This window comes from Streptomyces sp. NPDC052023, assembly GCF_044548465.1.
GTDB lineage: Bacteria > Actinomycetota > Actinomycetes > Streptomycetales > Streptomycetaceae > Streptomyces.
On sequence record NZ_JBIUBW010000010.1, the window covers coordinates 196,847 to 211,063 of the forward strand.

General features: G+C 71.1%; 16 protein-coding genes. 15 read left to right on the forward strand and 1 reads right to left on the reverse strand.

Features of this window, described 5'->3' with window-relative positions:
- Window positions 1–62: 62 nt before the first annotated feature.
- The 12 genes from rplS (at window position 63) to ACIHCM_RS21630 (ending at window position 9,962) form a co-directional block, all read left to right on the forward strand.
- Window positions 63–413, forward strand: a complete 351-nt coding sequence (rplS, locus tag ACIHCM_RS21575; protein WP_393105904.1) for a 50S ribosomal protein L19 — start codon at window positions 63–65, stop codon at window positions 411–413.
- A gap of 45 nt (window positions 414–458) precedes the next feature.
- Window positions 459–1,175: a signal peptidase I gene (gene lepB, locus ACIHCM_RS21580; RefSeq protein ID WP_399898164.1), complete on the forward strand. Its 717-nt coding sequence runs from the start codon at window positions 459–461 to the stop codon at window positions 1,173–1,175.
- On the forward strand, window positions 1,168–2,262 hold the full coding sequence (gene lepB, locus ACIHCM_RS21585) for a signal peptidase I (RefSeq protein WP_399898166.1): 1,095 nt from the start codon (window positions 1,168–1,170) through the stop codon (window positions 2,260–2,262). Before lepB (ACIHCM_RS21580) ends, lepB (ACIHCM_RS21585) begins: the two co-directional genes overlap by 8 nt.
- Window positions 2,150–3,118: a signal peptidase I gene (gene lepB / locus ACIHCM_RS21590; protein ID WP_399898168.1), complete on the forward strand. Its 969-nt coding sequence runs from the start codon at window positions 2,150–2,152 to the stop codon at window positions 3,116–3,118. Before lepB (ACIHCM_RS21585) ends, lepB (ACIHCM_RS21590) begins: the two co-directional genes overlap by 113 nt.
- Window positions 3,119–3,242: 124 nt before the next feature.
- On the forward strand, window positions 3,243–4,010 hold the full coding sequence (gene lepB, locus ACIHCM_RS21595) for a signal peptidase I (RefSeq protein ID WP_399898170.1): 768 nt from the start codon (window positions 3,243–3,245) through the stop codon (window positions 4,008–4,010).
- Window positions 4,000–4,521 carry an NUDIX hydrolase gene (locus ACIHCM_RS21600; RefSeq protein ID WP_399898172.1) on the forward strand — a complete coding sequence of 174 codons (522 nt, stop codon included), beginning with the start codon at window positions 4,000–4,002 and terminating at the stop codon, window positions 4,519–4,521. Before lepB (ACIHCM_RS21595) ends, ACIHCM_RS21600 begins: the two co-directional genes overlap by 11 nt.
- Before the next feature lie 56 nt (window positions 4,522–4,577).
- Window positions 4,578–4,886, forward strand: coding sequence for a DUF2469 domain-containing protein (locus tag ACIHCM_RS21605; RefSeq protein ID WP_003965949.1), 309 nt, complete (start codon window positions 4,578–4,580; stop codon window positions 4,884–4,886).
- Between the two features lie 169 nt (window positions 4,887–5,055).
- A complete protein-coding gene (locus tag ACIHCM_RS21610) occupies window positions 5,056–5,418 on the forward strand; it encodes a YraN family protein (protein WP_399898174.1) in 363 nt (120 codons plus the stop codon).
- Between the two features lies 1 nt (window position 5,419).
- Window positions 5,420–7,045, forward strand: a complete 1,626-nt coding sequence (locus tag ACIHCM_RS21615; protein WP_399898176.1) for a YifB family Mg chelatase-like AAA ATPase — start codon at window positions 5,420–5,422, stop codon at window positions 7,043–7,045.
- On the forward strand, window positions 7,042–8,199 hold the full coding sequence (gene dprA, locus ACIHCM_RS21620) for a DNA-processing protein DprA (protein ID WP_399898178.1): 1,158 nt from the start codon (window positions 7,042–7,044) through the stop codon (window positions 8,197–8,199). The genes ACIHCM_RS21615 and dprA overlap by 4 nt, the downstream gene beginning before the upstream one ends.
- A 271-nt stretch (window positions 8,200–8,470) precedes the next feature.
- Window positions 8,471–9,313: an RNA polymerase sigma factor WhiG gene (whiG, locus tag ACIHCM_RS21625; RefSeq protein WP_189700809.1), complete on the forward strand. Its 843-nt coding sequence runs from the start codon at window positions 8,471–8,473 to the stop codon at window positions 9,311–9,313.
- A 94-nt stretch (window positions 9,314–9,407) separates the two neighbouring features.
- On the forward strand, window positions 9,408–9,962 hold the full coding sequence (locus ACIHCM_RS21630) for a TetR/AcrR family transcriptional regulator (RefSeq protein ID WP_399898285.1): 555 nt from the start codon (window positions 9,408–9,410) through the stop codon (window positions 9,960–9,962).
- Window positions 9,963–10,328: 366 nt separating this feature from the next.
- Here ACIHCM_RS21630 and ACIHCM_RS21635 read toward each other — a convergent pair whose 3' ends face one another.
- Entirely contained in the window at window positions 10,329–10,928 is a 600-nt protein-coding gene (locus tag ACIHCM_RS21635) for a murein hydrolase activator EnvC family protein (protein WP_399898181.1), read from the reverse strand.
- A 272-nt stretch (window positions 10,929–11,200) separates the two neighbouring features.
- Between ACIHCM_RS21635 and rpsB the strand changes: the two genes are divergently transcribed.
- From rpsB to pyrH, 3 genes are all read left to right on the forward strand, one after another.
- A complete protein-coding gene (rpsB, locus tag ACIHCM_RS21640) occupies window positions 11,201–12,106 on the forward strand; it encodes a 30S ribosomal protein S2 (protein ID WP_393105884.1) in 906 nt (301 codons plus the stop codon).
- A gap of 168 nt (window positions 12,107–12,274) precedes the next feature.
- Entirely contained in the window at window positions 12,275–13,111 is an 837-nt protein-coding gene (gene tsf, locus ACIHCM_RS21645; RefSeq protein ID WP_399898183.1) for a translation elongation factor Ts, read from the forward strand.
- Window positions 13,112–13,320: 209 nt separating this feature from the next.
- Entirely contained in the window at window positions 13,321–14,079 is a 759-nt protein-coding gene (pyrH, locus tag ACIHCM_RS21650; protein ID WP_399898185.1) for a UMP kinase, read from the forward strand.
- The last annotated feature ends 138 nt before the right edge of the window (window positions 14,080–14,217 follow it).

The window sequence follows — 14,217 nt, forward strand, 5'->3', positions numbered from 1 at the left end:
TCTCGAACCAGAAACCTAGTTTCCGTTGATGACCTGTGGCATCAGCGAGGAAAGCAGACGCAATGTCTCACCTGCTCGACACCGTCGACTCCGCGTCGCTGCGCAGCGACGTCCCCGCCTTCCGCCCGGGTGACACCGTCAACGTGCACGTCCGCGTCATCGAGGGCAACCGCTCCCGTGTGCAGCAGTTCAAGGGCGTGGTGATCCGCCGCCAGGGTGCCGGCGTGCGCGAGACCTTCACGGTCCGCAAGGTCTCCTTCTCCGTCGGCGTCGAGCGCACCTTCCCGGTGCACACCCCGATCGTGGAGAAGATCGAGCTCGTCACCAAGGGTGACGTCCGCCGCGCCAAGCTGTACTACCTGCGCGACCTGCGCGGCAAGGCGGCGAAGATCAAGGAGAAGCGCGAGAACTGAGCGCCTCCCGGAGTTCCTGGCGGGTCCGGATAGCATCTGGCCCCGATGGACACCGAAGCACAGCCGACGGAGCGCGACCGCTCCTCCCGCCCTTCCCGAACCGAGGAGACCTCGGACACAGGGGGGCCGGAGGACCGGTCGCGTTCCGCGTTGGCGGCGCGGGTCGCCGAGTGGGTCCCGGGCGGGCGGGTCACCCTGTCCGTGCTGGTCTGCCTGGTGTTCGCGCTGCTGCTCAACACCTTCGTGGTACAGCCGTTCCGGATTCCGAGCGGATCCATGGAGCGGGAATTGAGGATCGGCGACCGCGTCCTCGTAAATAAGTTGGCGTACCGTTTCGGTGCTCAGCCGCGACGGGGCGACGTGGTCGTGTTCGACGGCACCGGATACTTCGGGAACGCCGACTACGTCAAACGCGTCGCCGGTGTGGGTGGAGACCACGTGGTCTGCTGCGACAGGGAAGGGAGGCTCCAGGTGAACGGCCGGTCCGTCGACGAGTCGACGTTCCTGTACCCCGGCGACAGCGCCTCCACGGTGCCCTTCGACGTCGTCGTGCCCGAGGGCACCCTGTTCGTCCTCGGCGACCACCGCAGCGCCTCCAGCGACTCCCGCGACCACCTCGGCTCTCCGGGCGGCGGAATGATCCCGGTCGAGGACGTGATCGGGCGGGCCGACTGGATCGTCTGGCCCCTCGGCCATGCCACCCACCTGGACCGAACCGGCGCCTACGCGCGCGTGCCCGCGGCGGACGGTGGACATGGGTAACCGCGGAAAGCCGCGCGGCGCGCCCGTCAGCGCCGCCGAGAACCTGCTCCCGACCGGCACCCGGCGCGCCAGCGCCCCGGCCGGTGGCGGGCGCAGCCGCGCCGAGCGTCGCAAGCTCCAGCGGAAGGTCAAGCGGCGCCGGCGCCGGTCGGCCGTCAAGGAGATACCGCTGCTCGTCGGCGTCGCCGTGCTGATAGCCCTCGTCCTGAAGACGTTCCTGGTCCAGGCGTTCGTGATCCCGTCGGGTTCCATGGAGCAGACGATCCAGATCGGCGACCGGGTCCTGGTGGACAAGCTCACCCCGTGGTTCGGCACCGAGCCGGAACGCGGCGACGTCGTGGTCTTCAAGGACCCCGGTGGCTGGCTCCAGAACGAGCAACCCACGCGGAAGCAGGACGACCCCGTCGTCGTCAAGCAGGTCAAGCAGGGCCTCACCTTCATCGGCCTGCTGCCGTCCGAGGACGAGAAGGACCTGATCAAGCGGGTCGTCGGCGTCGGCGGTGACCGCGTGCAGTGCTGCGACACCCAGGGGCGGGTCACGGTCAACGGTGTTCCCCTGAACGAGGACTACCTGTACCCGGGCAACGAGCCGTCCGCGACGCCGTTCGACATCACCGTGCCGCAGGGCCGGCTGTGGGTGATGGGCGACCACCGCTCCAACTCCGCGGACTCCCGCTCCCACCAGGACACCGCCTACGGCGGCACCGTCTCCGAGGACGAGGTGGTCGGCCGGGCCGTCGTCATCGCCTGGCCGCTGGGCCACTGGACCACGCTGAACGAACCGAAAACCTTTGCTTCCGTGTCCGACGCGGCAGCCGGGTCGACCGCGGCCCCCCAGCCGTCGCATAGGGTTGCCTCCGACGATCCGAACGGAACGATCCACCTCCCGACCCCTGCGGAACTCCCGCTCGTTATGGGAGTGGTGGGCCTGCGTCGTGTGTGGGGCAGGCGGCGGCACAGAGTGAGGAGTTGGCGTGGGGGATGTGGCGGTTGGCGCACGGTCCGGACACGACGGCGAGGAGCACCGCGGACGCCCCGTGGAAGCGGGCCCCCAAGCCGCGGGCCGCGCCGTGAACTCCGGGAATGATGGCCGGAAGGCCGAGGACGGCACGGTGACGGACGAACAGAGCCAGACCGGGGACCAGGGCCCGACAGGCTCCACCCCCCACCAGAAGAAGCACCGCTCCTTCTGGAAGGAGCTGCCGATCCTGATCGGTATCGCGCTGGTGCTGGCGCTGCTGATCAAGACGTTCCTGGTACAGGCGTTCTCGATCCCCTCCGACTCGATGCAGAACACCCTGCAGGAGGGCGACCGGGTCCTGGTCGACAAGCTGACCCCGTGGTTCGGCTCCGAGCCCGAGCGCGGTGAGGTCGTCGTCTTCCACGACCCGGACAACTGGCTCGCGGGCGAGCCGACGACGGATCCGAACGCCCTGCAGACGTTCCTCAGCTGGATCGGCCTGATGCCGTCCGCCGAGGAGAAGGACCTCATCAAGCGCGCCGTCGGCGTCGGCGGCGACACCGTCGAGTGCAACGGCACCGGGCCGCTGAAGGTCAACGGCAAGCCGCTGGACGAGCCGTACGTCTACCCGGGCAACACGCCGTGCAGCCAGGACGACCAGGGCGGCCAGTTCAAGGTGAAGATCCCCGAGGGCTTCATCTGGGTCATGGGCGACCACCGGCAGAACTCCCGGGACTCGCGCTACAACCAGGGCGACGCCCACAAGGGCATGGTCCCGGTCGACAAGGTCGTCGGGCGCGCCATCGTGAAGGCCTGGCCGATCAACCGCTGGGGCACCCTGCCGGTTCCGGACACCTTCGACCAGCCCGGCCTGAACGACCGGTCGTCCGCCGCCGCGGCCCTGACCACCGCCCCGAACGCGCTGGCCCTCGCCGGTGTCGTGCCGGTGGCCCTGTGGCGCCGCCGCAGGCCGGCGGCCTGATCCAGCTCCCGCCTCCTGGCCCTCGCCCCCGAGGCCCGGCCTCCGTGAAGTCCTCGTGGAGTCGCCCGGCAGGGCGGGACGAAGGGCTGACCAGGTCTGGTACCGCCGGGTAGGGTGCGGATCCATGGGCGGCGAGAGCGCGACACGTACGGCCCCGCACAGCGGGGGAACGAGCAGAGGCCCGGCGGGCGGCAGGCTCGGACAGCGGTTGTCCGGGCTGGCGGTCGCGCTGGGCCTTGTGCTGTTCCTGGGCGGCTTCGGCTGGGGAGCGGTGGCCTATCTGCCGTACACGGTGCCCACCTCCTCCATGACGCCGACCATCGACCCGGGTGACCGGGTGCTGGCGCAGCGTGTCGACGGTGCCGAGGTCCGCCGCGGTGACGTCGTCGTGTTCAAGGACGCGACCTGGGGCGACGCACCGTTGATCAAGCGCGTGGTGGCCGTCGGCGGGGACCGGGTCGCCTGCTGCCGGGACGGCAAGCTGACCGTGAACGACAAGGCGATCGAGGAGCCGTACCTCTCCTCCGAGGACAAGCGGGCCGTGGACATGAACTTCTCGGTGACGGTGCCCGGCGGCCGGCTCTTCCTGCTCGGCGACGAGCGGCACGGCTCCCTCGACTCGACCGCCCACCTCACGGACGCCGCGAGGGGCACCGTGGCTCGCGAGGACGTCTCCGCCCGGGTGGACGCCGTCGTCTGGCCGATGAACGGCATGCTGCCGCGCCCCACCGGCTTCGAGGCACTCGGCGGCCTGTCCTCGCCCGGCCCGCTGCGGACGATCACCGCCATGATCGTGGCGGGAGCCGTGCTGGTGCTCGGTGGCGGGGCGTACGGGCCGGTCGCGAAGCGACTGGGGTCCCGCTCCAGGACGGAGCCCGCCGGTGCCCGCTGAGGCGACGGAGGGGTACGAGCTCGACGGCGCCCGTGCGCGCAAGGTGGCCCGGGTCGTGCTGCTTGACCCCGACGACCGGATCCTGCTGCTGCACGGCCACGAACCGGACGATCCGGCGGACGACTGGTGGTTCACGCCGGGCGGCGGACTGGAGGGCGAGGAGACCCGTGAGGAGGCCGCTCTGCGGGAACTCGCGGAGGAGACCGGAATCACGCAGGTCCAGCTCGGTCCGGTGCTGTGGCGGCGGCTGTGCTCGTTCCCGTTCGCCGGGCGGCGCTGGGACCAGGACGAGTGGTACTACCTGGCCCGCACCACCCAGACGGCGACGCAGGCGGTCGCCCTCACCGAGCTGGAGCGACGCAGTGTCGTGGGGGCCCGGTGGTGGACCTGTGAGGAACTGACCCGGGCTCATGAGACGGTGTATCCGACCAGACTCGCCGAGCTGCTGCGCAGGCTGCTCGACGAGGGTCCCCCCGCCAAGCCGGAGAACCTTGACACGGAAATCGTCTAGGGGCTCCCGGGACTGGCGCACAATGGTGGGATCGCACGGCTGAAGGGGAACATGCCATGAGCGCCGAGGACCTCGAAAAGTACGAGACCGAGATGGAGCTCAAGCTCTACCGGGAGTACCGCGATGTCGTCGGTCTGTTCAAATACGTGATCGAGACCGAGCGGCGCTTCTACCTGACCAACGACTACGAGATGCAGGTGCACTCGGTCCAGGGTGAGGTGTTCTTCGAGGTGTCCATGGCGGACGCCTGGGTCTGGGACATGTACCGGCCGGCCCGGTTCGTGAAGCAGGTGCGTGTCCTCACCTTCAAGGATGTGAACATCGAGGAGCTGAACAAGAGCGACCTCGAACTGCCGGGCGGGTGATGAACGGCCAGGCCCGCCGGCCTTTTGTCCTGCCTTCTCGAGCTGCCCTCTTGTCCTGCCTCTTGTCGCCCGTGTGAGTGACGAAGTTGTCCACAACCGCTGAGTAGCGCACCAAGATCCACTGTGCGGTGCGGTATGCGTGAGCGTTGGCGCCCAAGGAGGTGCCGACATGAACGCACGAGACGCACTCGGCAGGTACGGCGAGGAACTGGCCGCCCGACGGCTGGTGGCGACCGGTATGACGGTCCTGGAGCGCAACTGGCGCTGCGGCAGGACCGGCGAGATCGACATCCTGGCGCGGGACGGGGACGTCCTGGTGGTCTGCGAGGTGAAGACACGCCGGGGCGGCCGCTTCCAGCACCCGATGGCCGCCGTCCGGCGGGAGAAGGCCGAGCGGCTGCGCGGCCTCGCCGAGCAGTGGCTCCACGCCCATGGCGGGGCACCACCGGGAGGCGTCCGCATCGACCTGATCGGCGTCGTCCTGCCCGACCGCGGCGCGCCCGTGCTCGAACACGCGCGAGGGGTGGCCTGAGATGGGCTTCGCGCGTACGTGCTCCGTCGCCCTCGTCGGCGTCGAGGGCGTTGTGGTGGAGGTCCAGGCAGACCTGGAGCCGGGTGTCGCCGCGTTCACACTCGTGGGGCTGCCGGACAAGAGCCTCACGGAGAGCCGGGACAGGGTGCGGGCGGCGATGGTCAATTCCGGCGCCGAGTGGCCGCAGAAGAAGCTCACGGTCGGGCTCAGCCCGGCCTCCGTCCCGAAGGCCGGCAGCGGGTTCGACCTGGCCGTCGCCTGCGCGGTGCTGGGCGCGAGCGAGCGGATCGATCCACGGGTGCTCGCCGACATCGTGATGATCGGGGAGCTCGGCCTGGACGGACGGGTGCGGCCGGTGCGCGGCATCCTGCCGGCCGTGCTGGCCGCGGCGGACGCGGGCTACGAGCAGGTGGTCGTACCCGAGTGCGCGGCCGCCGAGGCGGCCCTGGTCCCGGGGGTGTCCGTGCTGGGCGTCCGCAGCCTGCGTCAGCTGATCGCCGTCCTGGCGGACGAGCCCGTGCCGGACGAGGAGCCCGACGCACACGGCCGGCCGGATCCGCTGCTCGCGGGCCTGCGCGTTCCCGGCACCGGTTCGGCGACCGGCATGCACAGCGTCGGAGCCACCCAGCACGACCACGGGCACGACCTCGCCGACGTCGTGGGCCAGACCTCGGCGCGTACGGCGGTGGAGGTCGCCGCGGCCGGCGGACATCACCTGTTCCTCGAGGGCCCGCCCGGTGCCGGGAAGACGATGCTCGCCGAGCGGCTGCCGGGGATTCTGCCCCGGCTCACCCGCGAGGAGTCGCTGGAGGTGACGGCGGTGCACTCGGTGGCCGGGCTGCTGCCGCCCGGCAAGCCGCTCATCGACGTCGCCCCCTACTGCGCTCCGCACCACTCGGCCACCATGCAGGCGCTCGTCGGCGGCGGCGCGGGCGTCGCCCGGCCCGGCGCCGTGTCGCTGTCCCATCGCGGGGTGCTGTTCCTCGACGAGACGCCGGAGTTCAGCGGCCAGGCCCTCGACGCCCTGCGGCAGCCCCTGGAGGCGGGGCATGTCGTGATCGCCCGCAGCGCGGGGGTGGTGCGCTTCCCGGCCAACTTCCTGATGGTCCTCGCCGCCAACCCGTGCCCGTGCGGGCGCTTCTCCCGGCGGGACGACCTGTGCGAGTGCCCGCCCTCCGCGATCCGGCGCTACCAGGCCCGGCTGTCGGGGCCGCTGCTGGACCGGGTCGACCTCCGCGTCGAGGTCGACCGGGTCACGCGGGCCGAGCTCGCCGACCGGGGGGCCCGCGGCGAGTCCACCGCCGCGGTCGCCGAACGGGTGCGCGCGGCCCGGGAACGGGCGGCCGTCCGTCTCGCGGGCACCCCGTGGCGGACGAACAGCGAGGTGCCCGGCCGGGAGCTGCGCAGCCGCTGGTACGCCGGGACCGGCGCGATGGACGAGGCCGAACGCAGCTTGGAGCGGGGCGCGCTCACGGCTCGCGGTCTGGACCGCGTCCTGCGGGTCGCCTGGACCGTGGCCGACCTCGTGGGGCACGACCGGCCCGGCGCGACGGACGTGGCCCTGGCGCTTCAGTTGCGCACCGGCGTCCCGCGCGGTGTGCCGATGGCCATCGGAGCGCTGACATGACCTGCGGCGCTGCGGACGACGAGGTGCTCGGGCGGGTCCTTCTCACCCGGGTGCTGGAGCCCGGGGACGAGGTCGCCGGACGGTGGGTGAGGGAGCTGGGGGCCGGTGAAGTGGTCCGGCGGCTCCGTGGTGCGGGGGCGCCCTTGACGGGGGTGAGCGCCAGGCGCTGGGAGGGGCTGCGGACGCGGGCCGGACGGGCCGAGCCGGAGCGGGATCTCGAGGTGGCCCGGGCGGCCGGGGTGCGGTTCGTGTGCCCGGGGGAGGCCGAATGGCCCGGTCAGCTCGACGACCTCGGGGACGGCCGGCCGCTGGGGCTCTGGGTGCGGGGGCCGGCCGGCCTGCGCATGTGGGCGCTCCGGTCCGTCGCCGTCGTGGGCGCCCGGGCCTGCACCGAGTACGGCGCCCATATGGCCGTCACGCTCGCCGCCGGCCTCGCCGAACGCGGCTGGGTGGTCGTCTCCGGCGGCGCCTACGGGGTCGACGGCGCCGCCCACCGGGGTGCACTCGGCGCCGGGGGTGCCACCGTCGCCGTGCTGGCCTGCGGCGTCGACCGGCCCTATCCCCCCGGGCACGCCCGGCTGCTCGGCAGGATCGCCGAGCAGGGGCTGGTGGTGGGCGAGCTGCCGCCGGGGGACCATCCGACGCCCAGCCGCTTCATCGTGCGCAACCGCGTGATCGCCGCGCTGACCAGGGGGACCGTGGTCGTCGAGGCCGCCCTCCGCAGCGGTTCACTGGTCACCGCGCGGGCGGCGCAGCGGCTGGGCCGGCACACCATGGGCGTGCCCGGCCCGGCCACCAGCGCGCAGTCGGCGGGGGTGCACGAGCTGCTGCGCGGGGAGGCGACGCTGGTCACCGACGCGGCCGAGGTCGTGGAGCTGGTCGGGGACATGGGGGAGCTGGCGCCGGCCCGGCGCGGGCCGGTGCTCCCGCGCGACCTGCTGCCACCCGCCGCCCGTCGCGTCCTGGCCGCGCTGCCCGGACACGGGGAGGCCACGGCGCAGGACATCGCCGGAGGGGTTCCCACGACGGCGGACGACGCGATCGCGAGGCTGTACGAACTCAGAGCACTTGGTTACGTCGAACGACACGGCGATGGCTGGAAGTTGACACGCCAGGCGATGATCTCCCTTCGCGGTCGGCGGGACGTATGTTGACCGAGCGTGTTCGGCCGTCCGGGGGAATCCCGATGCCCTTGGGAAATCAGGCAGTTGAGCAGCTCGCGATGGTCACTGAGAGCTACCGTCATGCCCCGGTGGAGCGCCCCGGGGAACGTTTCTGCGCACGGCGCCCGCCCCGTCCTTCGCGCACCGCGACTCTTCAGTCACGCTACGCTCACGAGGATCCAGACACAGTCCGGCAACTCGACACCAGAGCGACAGCTCACCCACGTACCACCCTTCACGGCAGAACGGCACAAGGCGACGAATGCCCCAGCACACCTCCGGGTCCGACCGGGCGGCGATCCCCCCAGCCGCCCGCGACGGTGGCAGCGATCGGCCGCCCGCTCCCTCGACCCTCGACGAGCTCTGGCGGTCGTACAAGGAGACGGGGGACGAGCGGCTGCGGGAGCAGCTGATTCTGCACTACTCGCCGCTGGTGAAATACGTGGCGGGACGGGTGAGCGTGGGGCTGCCGCCCAATGTCGAGCAGGCGGACTTCGTGTCGTCCGGGGTGTTCGGGCTGATCGACGCGATCGAGAAGTTCGACATCGACCGGGAGATCAAGTTCGAGACGTACGCGATCACGCGGATCCGGGGCGCGATGATCGACGAGCTGCGGGCGCTGGACTGGATCCCGAGATCGGTGCGGCAGAAGGCGCGGAACGTGGAGCGGGCGTACGCGACGCTGGAAGCGCGGCTGCGGCGGACGCCGAGCGAGGGGGAGGTGGCCGCCGAGCTGGGCATCCCGGTGGATGAACTGCACGCGGTTTTCAGCCAGTTGTCGCTGGCCAACGTCGTGGCGCTGGAGGAGCTGCTGCACGTCGGGGGCGAGGGCGGCGACCGGCTGAGCCTGATGGACACGCTGGAGGACACCGCCGCGGACAATCCGGTGGAGGTGGCGGAGGACCGGGAGCTGCGGCGGTTCCTGGCGCGGGCGATCAACACGCTCCCCGAGCGGGAGAAGACCGTGGTCACGCTGTACTACTACGAGGGCCTGACGCTCGCCGAGATCGGCAACGTGCTCGGTGTCACCGAGAGCCGGGTGAGTCAGATCCACACCAAATCCGTGCTCCAGCTCCGCGCGAAACTGGCCGGCTTCGGGCGCTGACCTGGCCTGATGCGGGCGGCGTGGTGTGCTGCACTCCCGTGCGGGGTGGCGCGTCCGTAAAGTGGACGACGTGCCAAGGATTCGAGCGGCCTCCGTGGCCGAGCACCGGTCGATGCAGCGAGCCGCCCTGCTGGACGCGGCTCGTTCCCTGCTGTCCGAGGGCGGGACGGAGGCGCTGACCTTCCCGGCCCTCGCCGAGCGGACGGGGCTCGCGCGGTCGTCCGTGTACGAGTACTTCCGGTCCCGGGCCGCCGTGGTCGAGGAACTGTGCGAGGTCGACTTCCCGGTCTGGGCGGCGGAGGTCGAGGCGGCGATGGCCGCGGTGGACGGCGCCGAGGCCCAGGTCGAGGCCTATGTGCGCGCGCAGCTCGCGCTGGTGGGGGACCGGCGGCACCGGGCCGTGGTGGCCATCTCCGCCAGTGAGCTGGACGCCGGGGCGCGCGAGAAGATCCGCGCGGCGCACGGGGGGCTCGTGGCGATGATCGTGGAGGCACTGCGGGACATGGGGCACGCGGAGCCCCGGCTGGCGGCGATGCTGGTCCAGGGGGTCGTCGACTCGGCCGTGCGGCGGATCGAGCTGGGCGTGGAGGACCCGTCGGTCGTGGCCGAGGCCGCGGTGTCGATGGTGCGTGGGGGCGTGCGCGGCTGAGGTGCGATGGCGCCGGGGCCGGCTGGGCTGGGCCCGGCGTGCGTACCCCTTGTGGGACTGGCGCCTGCGGGATTCCCGTTGCTCGTGCGGGCCGGAGGGGACGCCGCGACGGTCGGCGTCACTCCTACCGGTAGCGCCGCTGCGCCGAGGCGCCTGCCCGGACCGCGGGTCCCGGCGCTTGCCGGTGGGAGGACCTCGAACGCACCCTGCGCCGCCCTGGTCGCACGAATGCCGGCTGCGGAGCGGGCTGCGGCGTTTGCACTCGCCCGTTCCGCCTCGCGGCGTCAATGCCCCCGATCGGATCGGGGCGGGCATGAGGCGCGCGCCCAGTCGGGTCGGCCGGTCGAGTGTTTGTCGTGGGCTCGGCTACGGCGGGAGGGGTACTCCCAGCACCGGCAGCAGGCGTGACGGTCCCCTCCGCAGCAGCCACGACGGGAGCAGCGACAGGGGGTCCAGGTACGCGTCACCCCTCCGCAGGCCCCAGTGGAGGCAGGGCGTGGAGCAGTGGGAGCCGGAGGGTTCGGCCGTGCCGACGACCTCTCCGGCGGCGACCTCGTCACCCTTGCGCACCGCGGCGAGGACCGGCTGGTAGGTCGTACGCAGGGGTGGGTCCCCGGTTCCCGTGAGCTCCACGGAGACCACGCCCTTTCCGGCCACCCGGCCCGAGTAGGAGACCCGGCCCGGTGCGACGACTCGAACTGGTGTTCCGGGTGAGGCTGGAAGATCCACGCCTCGGTGACCGCGGCCGTAACGCGTCGCCGGCGGTTCCCAGCCGCGGACGACCGGTGGGCGGACGCCCACCGGCCAGGTGCGGCCGATCGCCGGAACCGAGCCCTCCGGGCCGGGGCCCGGGGCCTCGGGGCCGGCCGGGGCCGCCGGCGGCGGGTCGGCCGCGTCGGCCGGTGCGGCTGCAGTGAGGGCCAGTAGCAGCGCCCAGGTCGCTCGTGCGCATCGCTTCGCTCGCATGACGGGAACCGTGCCGTATCGGCCACCGTCCGGGCCCTGGCCTGTGGAGTACTCACGGGTTGTGGACAGCGGCGTCACCCGGGGGGTCGGCGGTCCCGTACACTTCTGGTGGCGATCCGGGTCACCGGGTCGACTTCGCACGCCCCGATACCAGGGCCGGCAACGGTCCGTATCAGCGCCCCTCGGTCCCTTGTGGCACGGCGCATGTGGGCGTCAGGCGCGGGAGCAGTCCGGCCCTCGCGGCACAACCGAGAAACACAAGGAGAACGGCCATGGCCGTCGTCACGATGCGGGAGCTGCTGGAAAGCGGCGTCCACTTCGGTCACCAGACCCGTCGCTGGAACCCGAAGATGAAGCGCTTCATCTTCACCGAGCGCAACGGCATCTACATCATCGACCTGCTCCAGTCGCTGTCGTACATCGACCGCGCCTACGAGTTCGTCAAGGAGACCGTCGCCCACGGCGGCACGGTCATGTTCGTCGGCACGAAGAAGCAGGCGCAGGAGGCCATCGCCGAGCAGGCCACCCGCGTCGGCATGCCCTTCGTCAACCAGCGCTGGCTGGGCGGCATGCTCACCAACTTCTCGACCGTCTACAAGCGTCTGCAGCGCCTGAAGGAGCTTGAGCAGATCGACTTCGAGGACGTCGCGTCCTCCGGTCTGACCAAGAAGGAGCTGCTGGTCCTCTCCCGCGAGAAGGCCAAGCTGGAGAAGACTCTCGGCGGTATCCGCGAGATGCAGAAGGTGCCCAGCGCCGTCTGGATCGTGGACACCAAGAAGGAGCACATCGCGGTCGGCGAGGCCCGGAAGCTGAACATCCCGGTCGTCGCCATCCTCGACACCAACTGTGACCCGGACGAGGTCGACTACAAGATCCCGGGCAACGACGACGCGATCCGCTCCGTCACCCTGCTCACCCGCGTGATCGCCGACGCCGTGGCCGAGGGCCTGATCGCCCGCTCCGGCGGTGCCGGTGAGGGCAAGGGCGAGAAGGCCGAGGGTGAGCCGCTCGCCGAGTGGGAGCGCGACCTGCTCGAGGGTGAGAAGAAGGCCGACTCCGAGGAAGCGGCTCCGGCTGCCGAGGCCGCCCCCGAGGCGCCGGCCGCCGAGGCTGCCCCCGAGGCGCCGGCCGCCGAGGCCGCCCCCGAGGCGCCGGCTGCGGACGCCGAGCAGGCCTGACCCGTCGGTGCTGACGGCGGGAGCGGTGACACGCAGTCCGCTCCCGCCGTTCACCCGTAGGTCACGGGTGCGTCGAGGGTCTGCATCTACATGTAGACCGTAGAACCCGCAGACGTGGAAACCCGTAGATCTTCGATCTTCCAGACTTCGAGAAAGATTCACAGACTCATGGCGAACTACACCGCCGCCGACGTCAAGAAGCTCCGCGAGCTCACCGGCGCCGGCATGATGGACTGCAAGAAGGCGCTGGACGAGGCCGACGGCAGCGTCGAGAAGGCCGTCGAGGCGCTGCGCATCAAGGGCCAGAAGGGCGTCGCCAAGCGTGAGGGCCGCTCCGCCGAGAACGGCGCCGTGGTCTCCATCATCGCCGACGACAACTCCTCCGGTGTCCTGGTCGAGCTGAAGTGCGAGACGGACTTCGTCGCCAAGGGCGAGAAGTTCCAGGCCGTCGCCCGCGCCATCGCCGAGCACGTCGCCAAGACCTCCCCGGCCGACCTGGAGGCCCTGCTCGCCTCCGAGATCGAGGCCGGCAAGACCGTCCAGGCGTACGTGGACGAGGCCAACGCCAACCTCGGCGAGAAGATCGTCCTGGACCGCTTCGCGCAGTTCTCCGACGGCTTCGTGACCGCGTACATGCACCGCACGATGCCCGACCTGCCCCCGCAGATCGGTGTCCTCGTCGAGCTCGACAAGCCGAACGCCGAGGTCGCCAAGGGCATCGCCCAGCACATCGCCGCCTTCGCGCCGAAGTACCTCTCCAAGGAGGACGTCCCGGCCGAGGTCGTCGAGACCGAGCGCCGGATCGCCGAGGAGACCACCCGCGCCGAGGGCAAGCCCGAGGCCGCGATCGCCAAGATCGTCGACGGTCGTGTGAACGGCTTCTTCAAGGACGCCACGCTGCTCGGCCAGCCGTACGCGCTCGACAACAAGAAGTCGGTCCAGAAGGTCCTGGACGAGGCCGGTGTCACCCTGAAGCGCTTCACGCGCATCAAGGTCGGCATCTGAGTCCGTACCGCGATCGACGCGCGGCCCGGGGCGGATTGCCGCTAGGGTCGACCGCAGTCGTCCACGTCGTCGGTATCGGCCGGCGCGTCGGCGCCCGCGACGGACGACAGCAGATCTGACGAGGAGGCCATTGCCGCGTAGGGGAGAGAAACCCACCACCGGCAATGGCCTTCTTCGTATGTGCAACCCGTAAAAGAGGCGAGAACCCCATGACCACCAAGGCCCAGAAGAGCGACGACGGCAAAGTACGCGGCCGGTTTCTGCTGAAGCTGTCCGGAGAGGCCTTCTCCGGCGGCGGGGGCCTGGGCGTCGACCCGGACGTGGTGCACGCCATGGCGCGTGAGATCGCGGCCGTCGTCCGTGACGGCGCGCAGATCGCGGTCGTGATCGGCGGCGGCAACTTCTTCCGCGGAGCGGAGCTCCAGCAGCGCGGCATGGACCGCGCCCGCTCGGACTACATGGGCATGCTCGGCACCGTGATGAACTGCCTCGCCCTCCAGGACTTCCTGGAGAAGGAGGGCATCCAGTGCCGGGTGCAGACCGCCATCACCATGGGGCAGGTCGCCGAGCCGTACATCCCCCTGCGCGCCGTGCGGCACCTCGAGAAGGGCCGCGTCGTCATCTTCGGGGCCGGTATGGGCATGCCGTACTTCTCCACCGACACCACCGCCGCCCAGCGCGCCCTGGAGATCGACGCCGAGGCCCTGCTGATGGGTAAGAACGGTGTGGACGGGGTCTACGACTCCGACCCGAAGTCCAACCCGGACGCGGTCAAGTTCGACTCGCTCGGCTACGGCGAGGTCATCACCCGCGACCTGAAGGTGGCCGACGCCACCGCCATCACGTTGTGCCGCGACAACAAGCTGCCGATCGTGGTCTTCGAACTCCTGAAGGAGGGCAATATCGCCCGCGCCGTCAAGGGTGAGAAGATCGGCACGCTGGTGGGTGACCAGGGCAGCCGGGGCTGACCCGGTTTCAGCCACGTCGTCCGCCGGAGCGCCACCTGTCCGGGGGACGGGCGGGAACGACCCTGGCCGGGGGATGGACAATGTCCTGCCGGTCGGGAACCGTGCAGGAAGAAGACGCGACGCAGCCGGCCGCCGCCG

What these genes read in the sequence shown, in the direction of transcription:
- rplS (WP_393105904.1), top strand. Translation starts at nt 63, where the DNA reads ATGTCTCACCTGCTCGACACCGTCGACTCCGCGTCGCTGCGCAGCGAC.
- lepB (WP_399898164.1), top strand. Translation starts at nt 459, where the DNA reads ATGGACACCGAAGCACAGCCGACGGAGCGCGACCGCTCCTCCCGCCCT.
- lepB (WP_399898166.1), top strand. Translation starts at nt 1,168, where the DNA reads ATGGGTAACCGCGGAAAGCCGCGCGGCGCGCCCGTCAGCGCCGCCGAG.
- lepB (WP_399898170.1), top strand. Translation starts at nt 3,243, where the DNA reads ATGGGCGGCGAGAGCGCGACACGTACGGCCCCGCACAGCGGGGGAACG.
- ACIHCM_RS21605 (WP_003965949.1), top strand. Translation starts at nt 4,578, where the DNA reads ATGAGCGCCGAGGACCTCGAAAAGTACGAGACCGAGATGGAGCTCAAG.
- ACIHCM_RS21610 (WP_399898174.1), top strand. Translation starts at nt 5,056, where the DNA reads ATGAACGCACGAGACGCACTCGGCAGGTACGGCGAGGAACTGGCCGCC.
- ACIHCM_RS21615 (WP_399898176.1), top strand. Translation starts at nt 5,420, where the DNA reads ATGGGCTTCGCGCGTACGTGCTCCGTCGCCCTCGTCGGCGTCGAGGGC.
- dprA (WP_399898178.1), top strand. Translation starts at nt 7,042, where the DNA reads ATGACCTGCGGCGCTGCGGACGACGAGGTGCTCGGGCGGGTCCTTCTC.
- whiG (WP_189700809.1), top strand. Translation starts at nt 8,471, where the DNA reads ATGCCCCAGCACACCTCCGGGTCCGACCGGGCGGCGATCCCCCCAGCC.
- ACIHCM_RS21635 (WP_399898181.1), bottom strand. Translation starts at nt 10,928, where the DNA reads ATGCGAGCGAAGCGATGCGCACGAGCGACCTGGGCGCTGCTACTGGCC.
- rpsB (WP_393105884.1), top strand. Translation starts at nt 11,201, where the DNA reads ATGGCCGTCGTCACGATGCGGGAGCTGCTGGAAAGCGGCGTCCACTTC.
- tsf (WP_399898183.1), top strand. Translation starts at nt 12,275, where the DNA reads ATGGCGAACTACACCGCCGCCGACGTCAAGAAGCTCCGCGAGCTCACC.
- pyrH (WP_399898185.1), top strand. Translation starts at nt 13,321, where the DNA reads ATGACCACCAAGGCCCAGAAGAGCGACGACGGCAAAGTACGCGGCCGG.